Origin of the sequence: Polaribacter sp. 11A2H, from assembly GCF_011379025.1 — a bacterium.
In the GTDB taxonomy this organism is placed as follows: Bacteria; Bacteroidota; Bacteroidia; order Flavobacteriales; family Flavobacteriaceae; genus Polaribacter.
On the sequence record NZ_WTLD01000002.1, the window covers coordinates 103560 to 127084 of the forward strand.

A 23525-nucleotide genomic window follows, 5' to 3' on the forward strand; every position below is an offset into this window, starting at 1 on the left:
TGAACGATATGAAATATACAAAATCAATTTTAATATTATTTGTAGTTTTATTAGCAAGTGCTTTTACTATAAAAACTGCAGATGGTTACCAGGTAGGTGACACTATAGAAGATTTTAAGTTAAAAAATATTGATGATAGAATGGTTTCTTTATCAGATTATTCTGATGCAAAGGGATTTGTTATCATTTTTACGTGCAATACGTGTCCGTATTCTATAGCTAATGAAGATAGAATAATTGCTTTAGATTTAAAATATAAGAAATTAGGTTTTCCTGTAATTTCAATTAATCCAAATGACCCAAAAGCATCTAAAGGAGATAGTTTAGAAGACATGAAGGTTAGAGCAGCAGAAAAAGGATTCATGTTTCCTTATTTGTTAGATGAAGGGCAAAAGGTATATCCTAAATTTGGAGCAACAAAAACACCACATGTGTTTATTGTAAGCAAGCCAAGTATGAAAGTTGAATATATTGGTGCAATAGACAATAGTTCTAGAGATGAAGATGCTGTAACAGAAAAATATGTAGAAAATGTTATTGATGCTTTATTGTTAGGCAAAAAACCAACAAAAACAACCACAAGAGCAATTGGTTGTTCTGTTAAGGTATTATAAGAGAAATGATTTAGAGATTAATTGAACTTTTTCCTCTATTTACAAAAAATCCCAAGTTTTCACTTGGGGTTTTTTATGCTATAATTTTAAAAGGTGGGCTAAGTTTAATACCAACGTTTTTTATTCTTCTTAGAAGCTTCAGACTTTCTTCCTTTGTTATGTTTGCTTTCCGTGTTTGGTTGTTTTTTTCTGTGTTTTGGAGGAGCAATAGGGTAAGGATGTTCTGCAATAATTTTAATTCTTTTTTCAATTAAAGTTTCAATTAATTTAATATATGCATTTTCATCTGGAGAGCAGAAAGAAAATGCAATTCCAGATTTACCAGCTCTACCAGTTCTACCAATTCTGTGAATATACGTTTCTGGTATGTTTGGTATATCAAAATTAATAATGGCATCTACATTTGTAATGTCAATTCCACGCGCTGCAACATCTGTCGCAATTAAAATATTTGCTTTTTTATCTTTAAAATCTTCTATAGCTTTGTTACGTATAGCTTGGGTTTTATCACCATGAATACTCGTAACTTTATACCCGTTTTTAAGTAGTGATTCTTCTAATTTATCGACACCAAACTTTGTACGTCTAAAAATAATTATTTTCCCGTTTATGGTGTTTCTTAACAAATGCAAACATAAATCGGTTTTGTTTTTCTTTGGAAGATAATACAATAACTGACCAATATTTTTTGCGGTAGTTTCTTCTGGATTTATTTCAATCTTAATAGGACTTTTTAAAATCCTTTTAGCCAATTCATCTATTTTTTCTGGAATTGTTGCAGAAAAAAGTAATGTTTGTTTTTGCTTAGGACATAATGCTTCTATTTTTTTAACATCGGCAATAAAGCCCATGTCTAGCATTAAATCTGCTTCATCTAAAACAAAAATTTCAATAGCACTTAAATCGATGTTTCCTTGTAATTGTAAATCAATTAATCTACCAGGAGTTGCAACCAAAACATCTACACCTTCACCTAATATTTCTTTTTGAGGTTCTAAAGATACACCACCAAAAACAGCAGTAGTTTTTAAATCGGTGTATTTGCTGTAGCTTACAAAATTTTCTAAAATTTGTATTGCCAACTCACGAGTTGGTGTTATAATTAATGATTTTATCTTCTTTTTAGCTTTTTTATCCTCTTCTACTTCTTTATCTAATAAAAGCTGAATTATTGGCAAAGCAAAAGCAGCAGTTTTTCCAGTACCTGTTTGTGCAGAAACAATTACGTTTTTTTTAGCTAAAACTAAAGGAATTGCTTTTTCTTGTACTTGTGTTGGTCTGTGAAATCGCTCTTCAGCAACTGCTTTTAAGATAGATTTATGTAAAGGTAATTCAGAAAACTGCATTGATTATTTTTTATGCAAAGATAGTTTAATTGTATCAATGCATTTTGTATTTATAAAATTTTGAATAATGAACGTTTTATTTACATATATAAATGGATTTCACTTGAAATGGATTCTTGTTTTATAGCTTTTTATATTTGTAGATTTTTAATATCTATAATAAAAAGATGATTAGAATGATGTGTCTATTTTTAGTCTAACCAATTCTTACCCGAAATTTAACTGGATCTAAAAAAGACGTTATCAAGCTAAGCTTTTGTACAATTTGATGCTAATCCGGATAAAGTTGATATCTTAGTAGCTGTTTAACTTCTATAAATTAGAAAAGTTGCAGAAGGCAAATTGACCTTAAAAAGTTTAGAAAAAAAAATGAAGTTATAGATTATAAGCAAAAGCCAAATTTTAATGGTTTTAAAGTGGATTTATTTAGATCATTTTATAGGCGGAATTATAATATAATTAACCTATTAAACTTTGTAGGCATCCTTAGAAATATTAATATTGGGGCTTTAAAAAAAGGGGCTCACTATTTATGTAAAACGTAATTAGTAAGACCTTATTACTCTCCTTTAACTTAAAAGTTTTAAAAATAAAACTGATACCAAATAGAAACAGATGAAGAAAATAATTTTAATTTTATTATTAACACTTGGGTTTACATCACACGCTCAGGTTTTTGAACCTGTAAAATGGACTACTTCTGTAGAAAAAGTATCAGAAATAGAATACAACCTTGTAGCAAAGGCAAGTATAGATAGAGGTTGGCATTTATACTCACAAAATGTACCAGAAGACGGACCAATACCTACTTCATTTACTTTTGAAGAAAATGAAGGTTATTCTTTAATAGATAATGTTGTAGAAGAAGAGGGACATACAATAGATGATCCTGTTTTTAATATGGTTATTAAGTTTTTTGAAGACAGTGCAACTTTTAAACAAAAAGTAAAAATTACAAGTACAGAACTTACTGCAATAATAGGAGAAGTAGAGTTTATGGTTTGTGATGATAGCAAATGTCTTCCGCCTACCTATGTAGATTTAGAATTTAAGTTAAAAAATACAACGGTTACAAAAGATATCTCAGCTGCAAGTATAACATCAGAAAAAGAAAGTGTTATAAAAAGTACCACGACAAACACACCAAGTGAAGACAATAATCAAAGAGGTTTAATTTCAATCTTTTTAATTGCCTTTATATCTGGTTTTGCTGCATTGTTAACGCCTTGTGTGTTCCCGATGATACCAATGACGGTGAGCTTTTTTACAAAACAAAGTAAAACAAAGGCTGCAGGAATTAAAAATGCAATTATTTACGGACTTTCAATTATTGTAATTTATGTTTTATTAGGTGTTTTAGTCAGTCTTCTTTTCGGAGCAGATGCATTAAATGCACTTTCTACAAATGTGTGGTTTAACGTTATCTTCTTTGTTTTATTATTGGTTTTTGCAGCCTCTTTTTTAGGTGCTTTCGAAATTATGTTACCAAATTCTTGGGCAAATAAAGTAGATTCTCAAGCAGATAGAGGAGGTTTAATTGGAATCTTTTTTATGGCTTTGGCACTGGCTATTGTATCCTTTTCTTGTACAGGCCCTATTGTTGGTACTTTATTAGTAGAAGCTGCAGCCGGAGGAAGTCAAATAGGTCCAATTGTGGGCATGTTAGGTTTTTCTTTAGCAATTGCTTTACCATTTGCATTATTTGCAGCTTTTCCTGGTTGGTTAAATTCTTTGCCAAAATCTGGTGGTTGGTTAAACACTGTAAAAGTAGTTTTAGGATTCTTAGAACTTGCTTTGGCTTTCAAATTCTTATCGAATGCAGATTTAGTGCTTCAATTACATTGGTTAGAAAGAGAAGTGTTTATTGCTATTTGGATTGCCGTTTTTGGAGGGTTAACTTTATATCTTTTCGGAAAAATACAATTACCACATGATTCTCCGATAAAACATATTTCTGTTGGTAGATTAGGTTTGGGATTATTTTCATTAACTTTTACATTATATATGTTACCAGGTTTATGGGGAGCACCTTTAAATTTAATTAGCGCTTTTCCACCACCACAGCATTATAGCGAATCTCCTTACGGAGTAGGTTATATGAAACTAGGTTCTGGAGATGCTTCTCAGACAGAAATTCCTGATGGAGCACATTTAATGCCTCCACATAATATTTTATCATTTAATGACTATGATAAAGGTTTGGCGTATGCTAAAAAAGTAGGGAAGCCAGTAATGATGGACTTTACAGGACATGCTTGTGTAAATTGTAGAAAAATGGAGCAAAATGTTTGGGTGCAACCAAATATTTTAAAAATGCTTAAAAATGACGTAATTTTAATTTCTTTATATGTAGATGATAAACGAAAGTTAGCGGATGATGAAGTGGTAGAAAGCAAATTAAGACCTGGTAAAAAACTAAAGTATATTGGTCAGAAATGGAGTGAAATGCAAACCATTAAGTACAAGACTAATACGCAACCTTTTTATGTTTTAATGAATCATGATGAAGAAGATTTAAATGCGCCAGTAGGATATACGCCTAATAGCGATGACTATTATAATTGGATGAAAGAAGGTGTTAAAAAATTTAAATAATTTTAATTATGATTTCAGCAAATAAAAACAACATAGTAAAATCTGATTTAGAAAATTATTTTAATCAGTTTAAAAAAAATATTGTTGGTATTAACCAAACTTTTCAATCTCCGTATGGGGAACAAAAATTAATCTATACAGATTGGACTGCAAGCGGAAGATTATATCGACCAATTGAAGAAAAGTTAATAAATGAATTTGGACCGTTTATAGCAAATACACATACAGAAACCTCTACTTCTGGTGCTGCTATGACTCTAGCGTACCATGAAGCTAGAAGTATTATTAAACGTCATGTGAATGCAAATGATAATGATGTTTTAATTACTTCCGGTACAGGGATGACAGGTGTTGTTAATAAATTTCAGAGGATTTTAGGTTTAAAGGTTTCAGAAAATTTAAAAGAACATACTCATATTCCAGACGAAATTAGACCTATTGTTTTTGTTTCTCATATGGAGCATCATTCTAACCATACATCTTGGATAGAAACAATTGCAGATGTTGAGGTAGTTCCTTGTGATGATGAAGGTTTGTTATGTGTAAAGAAATTTGAAGAATGTATTAAGAAATACGAGCACAGAAAAATAAAGATTGCTTCTATAACGTCCTGTTCTAATGTTACAGGAATTAAAACAGCGTATCATGAAGTTGCAAAACTAATACATAAATACAACGGACTCTGTTTTGTCGATTTTGCTTGTTGTGCTCCTTATGTAGATATAAATATGCACCCAGAAAATGAAGACGAACAGTTAGATGCGATTTTCTTTTCTCCTCATAAGTTTTTAGGAGGTCCAGGAACTTCTGGAGTTTTAGTTTTTAATAAAAAATTGTATAAAAACGTGGTGCCAGATAACCCAGGTGGAGGTACAGTAAGTTATACAAATCCTTGGGGACAGCATGATTATTTTGTAGATGTAGAAACAAGAGAAGATGGTGGAACACCAGGATTTATGCAGGCTATAAAAATTGCACTTTCTATTCAGTTGAAAGACAAAATGGGAGTTGTAAACATTAAGAAAAGGGAAGATGAAATAAATGCAGTAGTATTTGAAACTTTAGAAAGCCTTTCGGGAGTAAAAATATTAGCACCAAACCATAAAGACCGACTAAGTATTTTTTCTTTTTATTTTGAAAAACATCACTTTAATATGGTTGTGAAAATATTAAATGATAGATTCGGAATTCAAACTAGAGGAGGTTGTTCTTGTGCAGGAACTTACGGACATTTTTTATTGAATGTAGATCAAGCAACATCTAATAGAATAAAAGATGAAATATTGCTGGGTTGTAGTACAGACAAACCAGGTTGGATTCGCTTGTCAATTCACCCAACAATTACATCAGAAGAGTTAAGCTTTATTTGTAATTCTTTAAAAGAACTGTCAGAAAATATTGAAGAATGGTCTAAAGATTATAAGTATGATAATCTAAAAAATGATTTTTTACACAAGACTGTTCCACCTATTGAAAAAGAGTTGGTAAAAAAATGGTTTTCATTATAAAGTGATCACGTTAAGCGAGGTGTTTAATCAGAAAAAGTATTAATATTAAATTAGTAAATTAGTAAATTATCTATTTTCATCATTTCTAAGAATATAAAAAAGGGATTGTAGCAATACAATCCCTTCCTTTTTTCGTGAATTAATTTCATCTATTTGATTGATTTAGTGTATTTTAATTTATTTACTTTATCAGGAAAGTTTAAAGCACTATTTTTTTGCTCAAAGAGATTTTTGTTAAATCGATTAATTCTCAAGGTTTTCTATAATAATAGCAACGAATACTTAATAGATAGATCTGCTTTATTTACTTTAAAAACAGCTTAAAGCTTACCCACGAGGAACTAATTTGGGATCTTTCTTTTTCTCTCTAATTAAGTAAATTCCTATTAAAATTAGTGCGCCACCAAAAACATACCAAAAAGTAAATTTTTCTCCATCTAAAATGCCCCAAATCACCGCAACAATTGGCAGCAAATAACTTACGGTACTTGCAAAAACGGCAGAGGTATCTTGTATTAATTTAAAATATAATAACATGGCAATTGCGGTAGCAAAAACGGTTAAAAAAGCCAAATAACTTAAGGGTTCTGTAAATTCTGGTTTCATTTCAAAATTTTGAACAAAACCAGTAAAGTATAAAATGACCAAAGATGGAATTGCCCAAATAGAATACACAGCAGCAGTTAATTTTATAGCATTTAAATTCGGGATTCTTTCTTTTATAACTACCGCGTTTACACCATAAGATGCGCCAGCGAGTACAACCAACATAACATACCAGAAATTAGAATCTTCTGCATTTGCTTCAGAAAAATAGATAATACTTGCAGCTCCTAAGAAACCAATTACGGCACCAAGCATTTGTGTTTTTTTACTATTAATTCCAAATAATAAAAAACTAAAAATCATTACAAAAATGGGTACTAAAGAATCTAAAATTCCTGCCAGAGAACTACTTACTTGTGTTTGTGCAATAGGGAATAAATACATCGGTAAGAAATTACCGAAGAAACCAGCAATTGTTACCCATAAAATTGTTTTTTTCGACATTTTAAAAAGTGCAGGAATACCAATAACGCCTAATAGTAACCCAGAGCCAACAACTCGTATTGCTCCAATTTCATAAGGTGTAAAAACTACCAATGATTTTTTTATCAACATAAAGGAACTTCCCCATGTCAATGCAATTACAAGTAATAAAAACCATTTATTATTTACAAAATTTTTCATAATATTAAAGTAATAAAGCAGTTTTTTCTAATAACTATTTCTTATAAATAGCACATTTTATAAGTCTATATAGTAGATGTTTGAATAATTATTTCTATAGTATCTTTCTAATTGTAATAGATAGACATTAAATCATTTTTTAATTCAATTGAAGTTTGTTGGTTTAGCTATTTTTTAGAGTCATAATAATTCTTTTTTCATTCTCTAGAAAATAGTCTTCTATAATTGTTTCGCCTTTAAAACCTAGCTCTTTATAAATATTAATTGCTGCAGCATTATCAGGATGAACTGTTAAGCATATTTCTAAACAATTTTCATCTTTTAAAAGGTTGACCAACTTGTTCGTTAGTTTCTTTCCTATTTGTTTAGCCCTAGCTTCTGGATGCACACCTAATGATAGAACCCAAGCTTTTTGGTTATTGGTGTTTAACGCACCTACTGCAAAGCCTAAAATTTGATTATTTTCTTTAGCTACTATAAATAAACTGTTAGAAATGTCAAACAATTGACGAATTACAAAGGCAGGGTAACTACCTGCATTAAAAACAAGTTGCTCAAGTGCTAACACATCTTTTAAGTCTTCTTCTTTTACGGCTTTAATAGTAATCATATTCTTTTTTTTATGTTGCTGCTTTTATAATTTAAAATACTAGTTATTACCTGCATGCAGAAGTAAAACAAAATTAGTAAAGATTCTTATAAAACGATTATACTTCTAAAAAGAAAAAAGAGACTTATTAGTAAAGGAAAATGTGAATATTTACTAGTTTTTTAGAAATGAAAAGGAGTAAATCAACCAAAAATCTACCATATTATAAATCATTTAAAATTGTTTAACAATGCTATAAGGGTAAATGTAACTATTACTAATTTAGTTTTTATAAGTTTAATTTAAAAAAACACAAATATGGTATTGGTTTGCAATGTGGATAAGTAAGAAGAGGTAAAGTATTGCTGCCGTTTTATTTTACTAAAATGGCTATAACTCCTATCTTTTAAAATTTAATCTTTTAAAAACATAGTTCTATACTGAGGTTACAAGGTTTTTTTTAGAGGAATATAATTCATAGATTTACAAATTAATCTTGTTGTTAAATTTGATTGAATTAAAATAATCTATTAAAGTAAACTTTTTCAACAAAATCAATTTATCTTATGAAAGTTCGTGAATATTTTATAATTATATCTATTCTAATAGCAACTGCTGTTATTGTTATTGCACAATTTTGGTTTCCAATTATTTGGTCTTTTTTATTAATTGGTCCGTTAATTATTTTGGGGCTTTTTGATGTTTTTCAAACAAAACATACTATTAGACGTAATTTTCCTTTAATAGGTAGGTTTAGGTATATACTAGAATCTATTAGGCCAGAAATTATGCAGTATTTTGTAGAAACGGATACACAGGGTAGACCTTTAAATAGAATTTTAAGATCTTTAGTTTATAGAAGAGCAAAGGGAGAAAATGATACAGAACCTTTTGGGACTCAGATGGATTTGTACCATTCTGGTTATGAGTGGTTAGAACACTCTATGTATGCTAAACATAATCCAAAAGAAATTGAAGAATTTCCAAGGTTATTAATTGGTGGTAAAGATTGTAAACAACCTTATTCTTCTAGTTTACTTAATATTTCTGCAATGAGTTTTGGTTCTTTAAGTAAAAATGCTGTTTTAGCATTAAACAAAGGTGCAAAAATGGGGAATTTTGCACATAATACTGGTGAGGGAGCAATTAGTCAATACCATTTAGAACATGGAGGAGATTTAATTTGGCAAGTTGGTACAGGATATTTTGGATGTAGAAATGAAGACGGAACTTTTAATGAAACAACTTTTAAAGAAAATGCGACTAAACCATCGGTTAAAATGATAGAAATTAAACTATCACAAGGTGCTAAACCTGGTCATGGTGGAATTTTACCAGCTTCTAAAAATACAGAAGAAATAGCAAAAATAAGACACGTAAAACCAGGTATTGCTGTGCATTCACCTCCATCTCATTCAGCTTTTTCTAACCCAATTGAATTTATGCATTTTATAAAAAAATTGAGAGAACTTTCTGATGGAAAACCTATTGGTTTTAAATTATGTTTGGGAAGAAAACAGGAGTTTATGGATTTTTGTGAAGCAATGATTTTTACAGGAATACAACCAGATTTTATTACTGTTGATGGTGGAGAAGGAGGTACCGGAGCCGCGCCTGTAGAATTCTCTAACTCAATGGGAATGCCGTTGCGTGAAGGTTTAATTTTTGTACATGATACGCTAATTGGTTTTGGATTAAGAAAAGATATTAAAGTAATTGTAGCGGGGAAAATTATATCAGGATTTCACATGGCTAGAGCAATTTCTTTAGGAGCAGATGGTTGTAATAGTGCACGTGCAATGATGCTTGCCATTGGTTGTATACAAGCGCTACAGTGTAATTCTAATACTTGTCCTGTTGGTGTAGCAACTCAAAATAAATCTTTAGTAAAAGGATTAGTTGTAGAGGATAAAGCACCAAGAGCAAAAAGATATCACGACGCGACTATTCATAGTTTTTTAGAACTGGTTGCGGCTGCAGGTTTAAATGAACCTAGTGAGCTAACAAGAGATCATATTAGTAAAAGAGTAGGTTTATATAATGTAAAAACTTACGAAGATATTTATCCTTACTTAAAAGAAGGGTGTTTGCTTGATATAAGTACGATTCCTTTAGATTATAAAAAATTCTTTCATCTTACAAGAGTTATGAGTTAGATAAACAAATACGTAGTATAAAGGTGATATTTTCTAATTAGGAAGTATCACCTTTTTTTATTTATAATGTGATGAAAATTCTTACATACTAAATTATAGAAATTCTTTGTTTTTATAATTTACCCTTTTTATCGCTTTGATTTACTTGAAGAATCTGAGAAAAGAGGACTAAAAATAGTGTCTTTTCTAAAAATCTAAAAGGATAGCTTAAAAGCAGCCATTGACGATTTTTTTATCTAAATTAGGAGTTGAAAATAAGAAATTAAAATCAAATTTTATTCTGATGAAAATTTATAAGCTAGAAACGGTAAATGACCATATTTTAAAAGCATTTATAAAGTTAATTCCACAACTTAGCACTAGTTGTATATTACCTAGCCAAAAAGATTTGGAAGATATTGTTGGCTCTGATAATACGGTACTTTTTATAGCCGAAGAAAATAGTAATATATTAGGTACGCTAACTCTTGTTTTTAATAAGATACCTACCGGTAATAAAGTTTGGATAGAAGATGTAGTGGTTGATAATGCTGCAAGAGGTAAGGGAGTTGGAGAAAAATTAACTCAATTAGCTATAGAATATACATCTAATAAAGGTATTAAAAACATCAATTTAACATCGAGTCCAGATAGAGTTGCAGCTAATAAATTATATCAAAAACTAGGTTTTATCAAAAGAGAAACAAATGTTTATAGACTAACAATTGAATAGTTTTTTGTTAAATACTCAATAAATGATTTAAGTAACATCATTTTAGTTTTTTATTGTTTGAGATATTTCCTTGAATGAGACATTGACTTTTTTAATATAGAAGAACCTCAATGTGAATTATTTTAAAATTATCATAGAAAAGTTTAACTTATTCCTGAAATAAAATGAAGTCAATTTTACATTTAAGTTTTCCTTTATTTCATACTTCATTTAAATCTTCTGAAGAAAAGTAATTTTAAAGAAATATTTTAAGTTTTGTTACTTATATTAAAGATCTTAATATAGAAAAGACACTCAATAAAAGAAGTATATTTTTTCTAACTCATTATAGATTCATTATTATCTTAAAACAGAAAAACTTTAGTATTTTTATTGCCTTATTAAACTTCCATACGCCAATGTTAAAAAAATATTGCTTCGCTTTTTTACTTACATTTTTTTGTGTAATTAGCTTTTTTTCTCAAGAAAAAGAAATTGAGTATGCAAAAAAAATCACTATTTCTGATGGTTTAGCGCATAATGGAGTTACCTCCGTTTTAAATGACAGCAATGGTTTTTTATGGGTTGGAACTTATGAGGGGATTAATAAATATGATGGTTACAAGCTAGTTACTTTTAAAAATACTATAGATAAAGATATTCTTACAAGTAACAGAGTTAGGTCTATTACAGAAGATCACAAAAAAAATATATGGATTGGTACCGATCAGGGTGTTACCATATATAAGTCTTCTCAAGAAAAATTTATCAAATTATATTCCAATAAACTTATTGGTAAAGACAATAGTGGTCCCATAATAAGAAAGGTTTTTATCAATAAGAAAAACAACAAGATTTACTGTTTAACAGAAGGTAATGGAGTCTTTCTCTTCGATGAAGATTATAAGTTAATAAATCGATTTGATCCAAAAGTAAACGAACCTAACAGTTTAAAATTTTACGATGTTTTAGAGTTAAAGGATGAAAATTTAGTCTTTATTACATCAAATGGGGTGTATTTTTTTGACACTTTAAAAAATAGTTTTAAAAAGATATTAGATAAAAATATCAATTATGCTACCGGAATTACTAGGGTAAATGAATCTCTATTTTTAATTAATTTAGAGTATGGTTTAGGAGTGGTTTGCTACAATGCAGCAAAAAACGAATTTACTTTTAAAGAACAAATATTATCAGAAAAGCAGTTAAATAACTTATCTATAGATGATAATGGAGATTTATGGGTTGGTACCTTAAATAAGGGGATTCTTAAAATTAATGACATTAAAAAGAACCTAACCTGTAATAGTGTAAAACCTTTTAAAATACAATATTTTAATGATGGTTTAGATAGACTAAGAATTAGTAGCATAATTTCTGCGGCTAATAATATTTGGGTTGGTACTTTTAATAAAGGTTTATATCAGTTTGATATTAAAGAAACTCCCTTTAAGAAGTATAATAGAAAAATGGATTATAAGTATGGTATTGCTTCTAATTCGATTACTCATTTTTCTAATTTAGATAGTCAAAGAGTTTATATTACGGGCGTTTTTGGGGGCATTTCTTTGTTTAATACAGAAACAGAACTATTTGAACCCTTACCTTTTAACATACCTGAAAATTATTTATTAAGTGTTTCATCTGTTTTTGTAGATTCAAAAAAAAATACTTGGTTAAAAATTACGGGAGTTGGTTTTTTTAGGATAAAACCAGGAAGTAAAAATCTAGAGAAAATAACATCTAATTATTTTATAAATAGTCCATTACAAGCTTTTAGGTCTTTTACCGAAGATAGATATGGGAATATTTGGATTGGTGCTAGTCAAGGTGTTTTTAAAATAACTATAGATAATTCAAATACAATTAAAAATATAGAATCTTTAAATGAGAACCCTTATTTTGATTCTAAAAAAATTGCATTAGCAAGATATATTTATGCAGATCCACAAAAGAATTTTATCTGGATCGGAGTAGATTCAGACGGATTGTTTAGAGTTGATAATCTTAAAGATACACCATTAGAAGAGTTAAGTATTCATCAATTTGTAAATGATAAAAATGATAAAACCTCAATATCAAGTAATTTTGTAACATCAATTTTAAGGTTGCCAAATGGCGATTTATGGGTTGGAACAGAGAGTGGTGGAATTTGTAAAGTAGAAACAAAAGATAATGGATTAGCCTTTACTTCTTTTACCGAAAAAGATGGACTTTCAAATAATGTTGTAAAGAGTATATTGGCTGATAATGAAAATAGTTTATGGGTTTCTACCAATATTGGTTTAAATAAATTTGATTTAAAAAGTAAGGTTTTTAGAAAGTTTAATTTGGTAGATGGTTTGCCTTTTGAAGACTTTTTATTCTCTTCCGAAAAATTGAAGAATGGTACACTTCTTTTTTCTGGCGTAGATGGATTTTGTTATTTTAATCCGGATAAGATTATTAATAAAGAAGAATTGCCTAAAGTTCAATTAGAGAATTTAAAAATATTTAATCGTGCAATTTCTCCTGGAGATACTATTAAAGATAGGGTAATCTTAAAAAGTAGTTTGTCAGAATTAAAAGAGATAGAACTACAACATGATGAAAACGTATTTTCTTTTGATATTGCAAGTCTACATTTTTCTAATCCTAAAAACCATTCATTAAGGTATAAGTTACATCCAATTAATAAAGATTGGGTAGTAACAGCATCAAATAATAATGTTGTTAATTATAGTGGTTTACAACCAGGTGATTATGAATTAAGTTTTATGGCTTCGAATTCATTAAATGAATGGACAGTACCTAAAAAGCTAAAAATTGTAATTGTTCCTCCTTTTTGGAAAACCAACACTGCTTATTTTATTTACGCATTGTTAATTTTACTAATACTTTATTTAATTATTTCTACGATCACTAAAATTCAATCTTTAAATCATAATGTAGCCATAGAGAAATTAGAAAAAGATACTGTAAAAGAATTAAATGAATCGAAATTGCGGTTTTTCTCTAATATTTCTCATGAAATTAAAACGCCAATAACACTTATTTCAGGGCCTGTAGATGTTTTATTAGATCGGTATAAGAATAATTTAGATGTGTCGGAAAAATTAAGTTTGGTGAAACGTCAAACTAAAAAAATAAAACAATTAGTAGATCAAGTTCACGATTTTAGAAGGGCAGAAGCTAATTTGTTAAAAATGCATTATACGCGTTTTAACTTTAATGATTTTTTACAAGAATTAGCAAACGATTTTATGTTTTTGGCAAGTAAAGATCAGAAAGAATTTCAGCTTGTTGCTAAAAACAAAAATATTATAGTCTCTGGTGATAAGAGTAAAATTGAAAAGATTTGCAATAATTTAATTAATAATGCTTTTAAATATACCAAGGCAGGAGACACTATTAAAATTGAATTTAGTTGTGATGAGAAAGACTTAAATGTGTCTGTTATAGATACAGGAATGGGAATAGATGAGGTAGATTTAGAACATGTTTTTGAAAGATTTTATCAATCAGAATCTACTCAAAAAGAGCATATTGCTGGTTCTGGTATTGGTTTGGCTTTTTCAAAAAAATTGGTAGAGATGCATTATGGTTACATAAATGCAACGAGTACCGTAAATGAAGGAACTACTATAAGTTTTCAATTACCAATAGTAAAACAACAGGTAGAAGAAGATGAAGTTTTAGATAAAAAAACGGTAGAGCTACCAAAAGAAAAAGAAATTGTAATTGATAAACAAATTGTAGAAGAAGATTTAACAACGGTAACTGTTAGTGGCGAATTTTCTGATGCTTTGGTTTTTTATGCTGAAGATAATTTAGAAATGAGAACCTACGTTACGGGTATTCTGTCTAAGTATTTTACAGTTAGGGCTTTTAGAGACGGACAAGAATGTTTAGAGGCTTTAGAAAATAATTGGCCAGATATAGTAATTAGTGATGTGCAAATGCCACAGCTAAATGGCTTAGATTTATGTATTGCAATTAAATCTGATTTAAAAACAAGTCATATCCCTGTAATTTTACTTACAGCATTAATAAATATAGAAGATCATGTTAGAGGCTTAAGAGATGGAGCAGATGCCTACATAAAGAAACCTTTTAATGTACAGCGTTTAATTACAAATACAGAAGCGTTACTTAATAACAGAAAACAATTAAGAGAAAGGTATCAGGTTGGTATTCCGTTAACCAAAGAAAATAATAAGAATAATAGAAATGACAATGCTTTTTTAGAGAAGCTTTATAGTATTATGGAAGAGAATCTAGATAATCAAGATTTTGACATTAATACACTAGCCAAAGAATTGTATTTGAATAGAACACATTTTTACCAAAAAGTAAAAGTATTGACCAATCAAACTCCTTTTGAGTTGATAAAAATGTATCGTTTAAAAAAGGCAGCACAATTTCTGGTAAATCAAAAATTATCTGTAAACGAAGTTTTTTTAATGACAGGTTTTAAAAGTAGAACACATTTTACAAAAATTTTTAAAGAAAAATACAACGTCTCACCAAGTAAATATGGGGCAGAGAACGATAATAAACTTTCATAATAATTAATTTATTCTTTTAATTAAAAGTGTTGCTGTTAAGAAAACTTAATCCACAAAAGGCGCAAGCTTCTAGTGCAGCTCCAGAAGCTCCTGGGCTGGATTTTAATTTTAAAATAATATTATAAATGAAAACGCTACATATTTTATGTGGCGTTTTTTTATTATCTAGATTTACGCATGCATACTTTTAATATATTCACAAGTACAAGTAGAAACTTTTAAATAGCTTATTTTATAGTAAGTTTAAAAACGAACCATATATGAATCAAATTCTTAAAAAGTCTTTACTAATTGCAGTTACGTTATTAGTGAGTTTTAACTGTTCATCTAATAAGCCAAATACGATGAAGGATGATAAAGCAATCGTTAGTATAGAAACGGTACTAACCATATTAAAAGTGAGAACGGCTATTAATAAAGGAAGTTCTTATATAGTAGCAAACAGTTATGAAGGAACTTTGTTAGGGGTTTCTTTTGATGGAAAAATTCTTTGGAAAAATGCTTTGTCTGGTTTTATGAATCATGATGTTTGGGTACGAGATTTAGATAATGATGGTAAAGATGAAATTTTAGCAGCAAATGCTGATGGGAATATTTATTGTTTAAATGCTGAAGGAAAATTATTGTGGAGTTTTAAAAAGAATGATGCACCTATGTTTGCAGTTACTGCAATTAAAAAAGACAATAAAATGTATGTTGTAGCTGGTGGCTTTGATAAGAAAATCTATTACTTAGATGCAAAAGGGAAGGAAGTAAAAGAAATTGAAACGTCCACTTTTTCAATTGAAAAATCATATAAAAAAGTTGGTCAAAAAAGAGCTCCGAATAATGTGAGCATGACTAATTTTATAAGAGTTGTAGAGAACAAAGACCAGACCGAAACTTTAGTAGTTTTGGGTACCAACAATCACATGCAGAATGTAGGAACTTTGTACTTTTTTAATCCTTTAGAAAATCTTCCTTTTAAAAAGAAACCAATTCAACAAGATAAATCTGTAAAGGGAAAACTAAGAATTAGACCCATAGGAGATTTAAAAATTGTTGATTATGATAATGATGGTGAAAAGGAAATTTTATTGGGTGCATCTGCTCATGTAAATGATTTGTTGGTAACCTTGTACAGTATTAAAGAAGATACATTTACTTTTCATGAATTAGATAAAATAAGTTTTGGTTATGATATTGCACATTCTGAAGTGATTAAACAAAACGGAAAAGATATTTTATTATCAAGAGCCGGAAGTCAAATTCATTTATATGAAAAAGGGAATTATAAAACTTCTGTAGAAAGATTGGTAAGTACCTATGCGTATAATGATTTATGGAAAGACCCAACAACAAATAATATTATTTTGGCAAGTAGCCAAAGTGGAGGAAGTCAGATTCATATTATCAATACAGAAAATAAAAATTGGAAAAAGGAATTTAAAAACTTACATCCTCAAGGTAAAATTGCTTCCATTTTAGAGAACACAAAAAGTATCAGAAATAATTTAGATCAGTTTCAGAAACCAAATTATCAAGAAAAATCGCAACCGGTTTATTTTATGACCGAAAAAGTACCGGATAATTTAGTAGGTTTAAAAAATGAAATTTCTAAAAATTATGATTCGCCAGTTTTCTTAAACTCATTACACATGAGAGAAGTAGAAAATTGGGATCGTTCTCAAGTCACCAATGAAAAATATAAAAATTCTAGAGATAGAAGAAAGAAATATACCTTAACTAGTGATGAAGCTTTAGCACAAATAACCAATCAGTTTAACGGAGAACCAGGTATTGCTTATTGGGCAGGTCATGGTAATGATCCGTATATGTTTCATATAAACACAACAAAGAAAGTTGTTGATATGGCTAATGGTAAAAAAACAGTTTTAATTTATCCAGAAATGGAAGATCATTCAGATAATTTAAACTTTTTGGTTAATGACTTAGTGTATCCTTTGGCAAAATATGTACAAGGAAAAAATGCCAATATATTTTTAAGGTCTAAGCATGTTTCTTGGTTGGGTAGTAATTATAACAAACCTTGGTCTCGTTTAATGTCTGGCGAGTTTGCAGATGTTTTTGTGCCTTCTATGGAAGAAACTACAGATAAATCTATGGAACTTAGTTTGGCAGGTAGAACTGGTATGTGGGCAAGTGGAGCAGTAAATTCTTGGGGAACAAGGTCTGTGCCAGACAATGCTTCTTTTGATAGATCTAGACAATTAGGATACCAGAGGTTGCCAAATCATTTCTTAAGAATGCTAATTTTTCATACTTCTTACGGAGCACAATACATTAATAACTTTGAGGTAGATCAAGATTATTTAAGTGTTTATTGGGAGTTGATAGCAAAGGGAGCTTTATATGTGCCAAAAAGAAATGAAATTTTAAGTTTTTCGCCAGTTCATGTAAGCATGAAAGAACCAGATCATCATTATATAGATGAAGGTTCTAATGTAAAATGGAGTATTTTTTATGATGAAGAATTTGAAAAAAATAATCCGTATGCAATTAGTAGATTAAGTGGTTCTTGGCCAGGAGCAGCAGTTACAGAATGGGACTTTTCTAGATATGCTGCAGGAGTAAAAGAAAGAAGATTAAACTTTTTAGCGCCTTATGAAAACGGATTGGTATTAATAACACCACCTCAAAAAGGAGTTTTTGCTCAGAAAAATGTAGTAAGAAAATCACTTTCAGAAAATTTACACCCTTTTTATAAAAACATTTTAAAGGAATATATTACAGACGGACATAATTATTATTCAGCGGATGGAAGTCAAACTTATAAAGCCGATGAATATTACAAAATAATAGAAAAAGAGATTAAAGAAAGTGCTAAAAAGCTACCTGTTACTGTTTCTGGTGATGTTGCTTGGGTAGTTGCACAAACCTCTCCAAAACATTTAAGATTAACCATTTTAGATAATGGGTACATCAACCCAGAAGAGAGTACTGCAATTGTGAGTTTTAATAATATTAAGATTAAAAAAATCACAGATATTTTAAGTGAAGAAGCATTTAAAGTAGAAAATTCTTCGGTAAAAATAAATATTCCGTTAGGTGCTTTTAGATTTATAGATATAGAGTTAGAGAAGGCGTTTTAAGAATAAATTATTGGTAGATACAAGAAATGTATTCTCAAAAACAAGCGCTGTACGATTGTTTTAGAACTTTACAGTAGTTACAAAGTGTAAAATTTACAATGAGGTTTTAGATGAAATATTTTGGTTGTTTTTTCTTTTTTAATAGATATTAAAGAGTAAAAATCAATCACTAAAAAAAGATGTTTCCATATAAACCTTAGAATTTATTTTGTAAAAATGACTAATACTAAAAGTTCTCTAACTAAAAAAAATGATAATCAATTATGTATTTAAAAAGGACTAATTATATAAAAATACTATTTGCAATAGTTGTATTGGGGTTTACTGCGTGTAAAGAAAAACAGAAGGAAGTTGCGCAGGTATCAAAAAGTAATCAACCAAATATTATTTTATTTGTTGCAGATGATCACGGTACCGATGCCATTGGTGCGTATGGAAATCCGGTTATTAAAACTCCAAATTTAGATCAATTAGCATCAGAAGGAGTAAAGTTTACAAACGCCTATTGTACCAGTGCAAGTTGTGCGGCAAGTAGATCTGTTATTTTATCAGGTAAATTTGGTCACGCAACAGGATCTTATGGTCACGTGCATGATTATCATCACTTTAGTACGTATGATACAGAAACGTCTTTACCTGTTATTATGGAGAAATCTGGTTACGAAACTGCAAGAATTGGTAAATACCATGTAGCTCCAGAAAAAGTGTATCACTTTAATCAGGTTTTAGAAGCAGATCCTAGAAATACCGTTGAAATGGCAGATGCTTGTGCCGATGTTTTAAAATCAGACAAACCATTTTTCTTATACTTCTGTACAGATGATCCTCATAGAGGACACCCTTTTGAACCAGAACAATGGGATACACCGAATAGTTTTGGAAATAAAAAAGAAGGTTATAAAGATGTAGAAACTGTAATTTATAATCCAGAAGATGTTTTAGTCCCTTCTTTTTTACCAGACACAAAACAGACTAGAGAAGAAATTGCACAATATTACCAGAGTATTTCTAGAATAGACCAAGGTTTTGGTAAGTTGATGAAAATGTTACAAGAAACGGGTAAGGCAGATAACACTATTGTTATTTATATTTCTGATAACGGAATGGCTTTTCCAGGTGCTAAAACTACCGTTAATGAACCAGGAATTAAATTGCCTTGTATTATAAAAGATCCAACAAAGGGTACAAAAGGGACAACAAATAAAGCGATGATTTCTTGGGTAGATTTAACACCAACCATTTTAGATATGGCAAAAATTGAATTTAAAAAAGAGCAATTTCACGGAAAATCGTTCAACTCAATTTTAAATAAAACAAATCCTGAAGGTTGGGATGAAATTTATGCTTCACATACGTTTCATGAAATTACTATGTACTACCCAATGAGAGTGGTTAGAAGTAAAAATTACAAGTTAATTTGGAATATTGCTTATAGGTTAGAGTATCCTTTTGCATCCGATTTATGGGCATCTTCTACTTGGCAAAGTATTTATAGAAACAAAATAGAATATTTTGGACCTAAAAAAGTACAAGATTTTCTATTTAGACCAAAATTTGAATTGTATGATTTATCAAAAGATAAAAATGAGCTAGATAATCTTGCATATAAAGAAGAATTTAGTGATGTCTTAGAGTCGATGAAAAGTAAGATGAAAAAATTTCAAAAAGAGACCTCAGATCCTTGGATGATTATGTGGGGGCATGATGCATCTTTACAAGGTTCTGGAGTTAATTTATAAAAAGCGATTATGATAAACAGTTTATATAAAATAGTAGCAGTATTTATTTTTTTTGCAACGATCAATAGCAATGCAACTGAAATAATTAATATAAAGCACAGCAAAGGAGATATGACTTTGGTTGTGAGAGAAGCAATTGAAAATGCAAAAACCAAAGACATTAAATTGGTGTTTGAAAAAGGAAATTACTTTTTTAAAACAGATTATGCGGTTGGTAAATTCTTGTATGTTACCAATCATGGAAATGGGTTTAAAAAAATCATTTTTAATTTTGAAAAATTTAATTCCGTTGAAATAGAAGGAAATGATTCTGAATTTATTTTTAGAGGTCAAACGTTGCCATTTTTATTTGATGGATTAGATAAAGTTGATGTAAAAAACATCACCATAGATTGGGACATTCCTTTTTCTTTTCAAGGTGATGTTACCGCAGTAAATGAAAAAGAACAATGGTATGAGCTAAAACCATATACAAAAGGGTTTTCATGGAAACTTAGTAAAGGAAGGATTGAGTTCCCTGGAATCAATCATTTTAATTTTACTTCTTTAGGCAGTTCTTTGCCACACAATAAAGAAACAAAAGCAGTAGATTATGGAGCTTGGGATGCAAGCTTAGAATCTAATTTTGTAGAAAAAAGACCGAATGGAATTTTACGTTTTTATGATAAAAACCTTAAAAAATATCCAAGAGTAGGTTCTGTATTACAATCTAAAGGAGATAAATTAAACAATAGATATGCTCCTGCTTTTTTAACTAGAAATTCTAAAAACATAGAGTTTAATAATGTGACCATTCATCACGCTTTAGGAATGGGTTTTTTGTTTGAAAGATCTGAAGATATTAAAATTTTAAATTCAGGAATTTATATTAGAGAAGGTTCAGACAGAGTAATGTCTATCGTTGCAGATGCAACTCATTTTGCAAACTGTAAAGGTGATATTTTAATTGAAGGTTGCCGACTTGAAGGAATGTATGATGATGGAACAAACGTACATGGAACCTATGTTGAAGTAAAAGAAATTCTAAATGATAAAACCGTTAGAATCGCCTTAATGCATGACCAACAAATGGGATTTGAGTTTGCAGGAATCAATGATGAGGTTTGGTTTATAAAACAACCAAATCCGCAAAGAGCGGAAATAAATACGGTAACTGCTGTAAAAGTAATTAACGATTATTATACAGATGTAACTTTTAAAAATGAAATTCCCGCAGGTTTAAAAACTGGAGATCTATTAGAAAACAAAACATGGAATCCTACTTTTACCATGCGAAAAAATATAATTAGAGATCACAGAGCAAGAAATATCATCATTAAAACACCAAAGAAAATTATTATAGAAGACAACGATTTATCTTCTATGATGTCTTCTATAATGTTAAGAGGGGAAACTTTTTATTGGTTTGAATCTGGTAATGTAGAAGAAGTAATTATCAGAAATAATAGATTTGTAGATTGTGCAACAGGAGGCTCTGAACATGCAATCTTAAAAGTATCTCCAAGATTAGGAAAAACGTTTGATGATACGATTACGTATGATAGAAATATCACTTTCGAAAACAATTTTATTGAAACATTTGACAATAGAATAATTTGGGCAGATAGAGTAGATGGATTAACAATTAAAGGAAATACCATTAAACAAACGCACACTTTTAAAGTTCAGTTTCCGGATGCTTATATGTTCGATTTGATACATTGTAAGAATGTAGAAATTTCTAAAAACTCTTATTCAGGCGACAATAAAAATATTTTAAAAGCAGATGAAGCGTCTAAAAAAGAGTTGAAATTTAAGAGTAATAAAGGTTTAAAATAATAGGTAATGAAACAGGTTCTTTTTTATATAATTTTAGTTTTATCGGCAAATATAGTTCAAGGACAATCTTTAGAAACAGCAGCGAATTCTAAAATTAAAATTTTAGAAAAATTAGTTAAAAAGGCAGAGAAAAAAAACATTGATGTTTTAAAGGAAAAAACGACTATTAGAACTGCAGAAGTATTTTTAAAATATGCCAATTGGGATGAGAAAAATATAAAAACCAATGAATCTTTATATAAACTAGTCCCTTCTTTTAAAAATGAAGCGGTTAAAATGGCAGAAGATTTACCAAATTTCGAAAGGAAGGAAGTGAGTTTAATGTTAGATAAAGCGATTTCCGAAATTGAGTCTTTACTAGCTGAAAAGACGTTTAGAAAAGCGAGTCCGAAAGTAGATTGGACAAAAGTTACCGTAGAAAATGACCAGTTAACGTTTAATAATCGACCTGTTTTTTTAGCTGATTATACTTGGAAACCTAAAACAAAAGAACTTACTGAGTTTCATGGAAATCAAGATGGTTTCTTTATAACGCCTACTTATGTTTCAAAAGAAGATGGAACGATCAATAAAAAAAGAATGGACTTATTGAACGAAAAAACGGATGGTTCTTTAGGTTTTATTTTTATGAATCATAAAGGTGTTCCAAAATGGGCAGAAGAAAAATATGGTCCAAATTTTTCTATGAGAGAAGATACCTATACTGCGTATGATATAGATAATCCTGGGGCAAGAGAAATTCAAACAAAATTATTAGAAGCTTTTATACCAAAAATAGCAGGTAAAAAGTTCAGTCAGTTAGGATATATGTTGGTTAACGAGCCTCATTTTTATACTTATACTGATGCTAAAAAGAAAAAATTACCATGGGCTTCTGGTGGTGTTTCTCAATTTACAATTGAAAAGTTTAAAGTTTGGTTATCAAAAAAACATCAGAATATAGCTGCTTTAAATGCAGTTTGGAACACCAATTTTAAAAATTTTAATAATGTACAAATTGATATTCCTATTGATATCAGTTTAAAAGGATCTCCAATTTGGTATGATTGGGCTGCTTTTAATATGGATAGAGTTACAGATTGGTATGCCTTCTTAAAAACAGAAATAACAAAACACGATGCAGATGCAAAAGTGCATTTAAAAATTATGCCAAATCTTTGGACGAATAACCAAAGAGTGCATGGAATAGATTTAGAAGCGTTAACAGATTTAAGCGGAATAATTGGTAACGATTCTGGTGCCGATCACACCTATACTTGGGGGAAACCTCATGAATGGCAAAAACATTATGCTTTTGAATGGAGAGAATTGTGTATGGGATATGATTTTATGAAATCTGTAAGTCCTAATAAAATAAACTTTAATTCTGAATTACATTATTTATCAACAGTAAGGTCTCGTAAATTAGATTTAGACCCAAATTATGCAAGAGCTAGTTTTTGGTTGGCGCATTCTTACGGTATGACTGCAAGCCAGATTTGGTATTGGCCAAGAAACGCAGATGGTTCTATTTCCAATAAAGCAAAAAAGGATAAAGGGTATGCTGGTTCTAACAATCAGCAACCAAGAGTAACTAATGAAGTTGCCATGACGTTAATAG

The 23525-nt window shown here is 29.7% G+C and carries 13 protein-coding genes; 10 read left to right on the plus strand and 3 right to left on the minus strand.

Annotation, left to right across the window (positions count from 1 at the left end; all coding sequences use genetic code 11):
• Positions 1–8 precede the first annotated feature (8 nt).
• Positions 9–614 carry a thioredoxin family protein gene (locus GQS58_RS03000; RefSeq protein ID WP_166382697.1) on the plus strand — a complete coding sequence of 202 codons (606 nt, stop codon included), beginning with the start codon at positions 9–11 and terminating at the stop codon, positions 612–614.
• Between the two features lie 104 nt (positions 615–718).
• Here GQS58_RS03000 and GQS58_RS03005 read toward each other — a convergent pair whose 3' ends face one another.
• Positions 719–1960: a DEAD/DEAH box helicase gene (locus tag GQS58_RS03005; protein ID WP_166382699.1), complete on the minus strand. Its 1242-nt coding sequence runs from the start codon at positions 1958–1960 to the stop codon at positions 719–721.
• A gap of 615 nt (positions 1961–2575) precedes the next feature.
• On the opposite strand from GQS58_RS03005, the gene GQS58_RS03010 reads away from it, so the two are divergent.
• Entirely contained in the window at positions 2576–4555 is a 1980-nt protein-coding gene (locus tag GQS58_RS03010; RefSeq protein ID WP_166382701.1) for a protein-disulfide reductase DsbD family protein, read from the plus strand.
• An 8-nt stretch (positions 4556–4563) separates the two neighbouring features.
• Positions 4564–6063, plus strand: coding sequence for an aminotransferase class V-fold PLP-dependent enzyme (locus GQS58_RS03015; RefSeq protein ID WP_165732628.1), 1500 nt, complete (start codon positions 4564–4566; stop codon positions 6061–6063).
• Between the two features lie 327 nt (positions 6064–6390).
• On the opposite strand, the gene GQS58_RS03020 is transcribed toward GQS58_RS03015, so the two are convergent.
• Both GQS58_RS03020 and GQS58_RS03025 read right to left on the minus strand, forming a co-directional pair.
• On the minus strand, positions 6391–7293 hold the full coding sequence (locus tag GQS58_RS03020; protein WP_166382703.1) for a DMT family transporter: 903 nt from the start codon (positions 7291–7293) through the stop codon (positions 6391–6393).
• Between the two features lie 163 nt (positions 7294–7456).
• Entirely contained in the window at positions 7457–7903 is a 447-nt protein-coding gene (locus GQS58_RS03025) for a GNAT family N-acetyltransferase (protein ID WP_166382705.1), read from the minus strand.
• A gap of 545 nt (positions 7904–8448) precedes the next feature.
• On the opposite strand from GQS58_RS03025, the gene GQS58_RS03030 reads away from it, so the two are divergent.
• From GQS58_RS03030 to GQS58_RS03060, 7 genes are all read left to right on the plus strand, one after another.
• On the plus strand, positions 8449–10038 hold the full coding sequence (locus GQS58_RS03030) for an FMN-binding glutamate synthase family protein (RefSeq protein WP_166382708.1): 1590 nt from the start codon (positions 8449–8451) through the stop codon (positions 10036–10038).
• A 283-nt stretch (positions 10039–10321) separates the two neighbouring features.
• Complete coding sequence (locus GQS58_RS03035; RefSeq protein ID WP_166382710.1) at positions 10322–10750, plus strand: GNAT family N-acetyltransferase; 429 nt, start codon at positions 10322–10324, stop codon at positions 10748–10750.
• A 398-nt stretch (positions 10751–11148) separates the two neighbouring features.
• Complete coding sequence (locus GQS58_RS03040; RefSeq protein ID WP_166382712.1) at positions 11149–15276, plus strand: hybrid sensor histidine kinase/response regulator transcription factor; 4128 nt, start codon at positions 11149–11151, stop codon at positions 15274–15276.
• Positions 15277–15536: 260 nt separating this feature from the next.
• Positions 15537–18368, plus strand: a complete 2832-nt coding sequence (locus GQS58_RS03045; RefSeq protein WP_166382714.1) for a PQQ-binding-like beta-propeller repeat protein — start codon at positions 15537–15539, stop codon at positions 18366–18368.
• Positions 18369–18631: 263 nt separating this feature from the next.
• On the plus strand, positions 18632–20107 hold the full coding sequence (locus GQS58_RS03050; protein ID WP_166382716.1) for a sulfatase: 1476 nt from the start codon (positions 18632–18634) through the stop codon (positions 20105–20107).
• A gap of 9 nt (positions 20108–20116) precedes the next feature.
• The gene (locus GQS58_RS03055; RefSeq protein ID WP_205860368.1) at positions 20117–21925 is read left to right on the plus strand and encodes a right-handed parallel beta-helix repeat-containing protein; all 1809 of its coding nucleotides are present in this window, start codon (positions 20117–20119) and stop codon (positions 21923–21925) included.
• A gap of 6 nt (positions 21926–21931) precedes the next feature.
• Positions 21932–23525, plus strand: a 1594-nt coding sequence (locus tag GQS58_RS03060; protein WP_205860369.1) for a beta-galactosidase, incomplete at its 3' end; no start/stop codon positions are given.

Bases quoted from the DNA above. Each gene is read 5' to 3' on its own strand.
- GQS58_RS03000 (WP_166382697.1), top strand. From the start codon at position 9: ATGAAATATACAAAATCAATTTTAATATTATTTGTAGTTTTATTAGCA.
- GQS58_RS03005 (WP_166382699.1), bottom strand. From the start codon at position 1,960: ATGCAGTTTTCTGAATTACCTTTACATAAATCTATCTTAAAAGCAGTT.
- GQS58_RS03010 (WP_166382701.1), top strand. From the start codon at position 2,576: ATGAAGAAAATAATTTTAATTTTATTATTAACACTTGGGTTTACATCA.
- GQS58_RS03015 (WP_165732628.1), top strand. From the start codon at position 4,564: ATGATTTCAGCAAATAAAAACAACATAGTAAAATCTGATTTAGAAAAT.
- GQS58_RS03020 (WP_166382703.1), bottom strand. From the start codon at position 7,293: ATGAAAAATTTTGTAAATAATAAATGGTTTTTATTACTTGTAATTGCA.
- GQS58_RS03025 (WP_166382705.1), bottom strand. From the start codon at position 7,903: ATGATTACTATTAAAGCCGTAAAAGAAGAAGACTTAAAAGATGTGTTA.
- GQS58_RS03030 (WP_166382708.1), top strand. From the start codon at position 8,449: ATGAAAGTTCGTGAATATTTTATAATTATATCTATTCTAATAGCAACT.
- GQS58_RS03035 (WP_166382710.1), top strand. From the start codon at position 10,322: ATGAAAATTTATAAGCTAGAAACGGTAAATGACCATATTTTAAAAGCA.
- GQS58_RS03040 (WP_166382712.1), top strand. From the start codon at position 11,149: ATGTTAAAAAAATATTGCTTCGCTTTTTTACTTACATTTTTTTGTGTA.
- GQS58_RS03045 (WP_166382714.1), top strand. From the start codon at position 15,537: ATGAATCAAATTCTTAAAAAGTCTTTACTAATTGCAGTTACGTTATTA.
- GQS58_RS03050 (WP_166382716.1), top strand. From the start codon at position 18,632: ATGTATTTAAAAAGGACTAATTATATAAAAATACTATTTGCAATAGTT.
- GQS58_RS03055 (WP_205860368.1), top strand. From the start codon at position 20,117: ATGATAAACAGTTTATATAAAATAGTAGCAGTATTTATTTTTTTTGCA.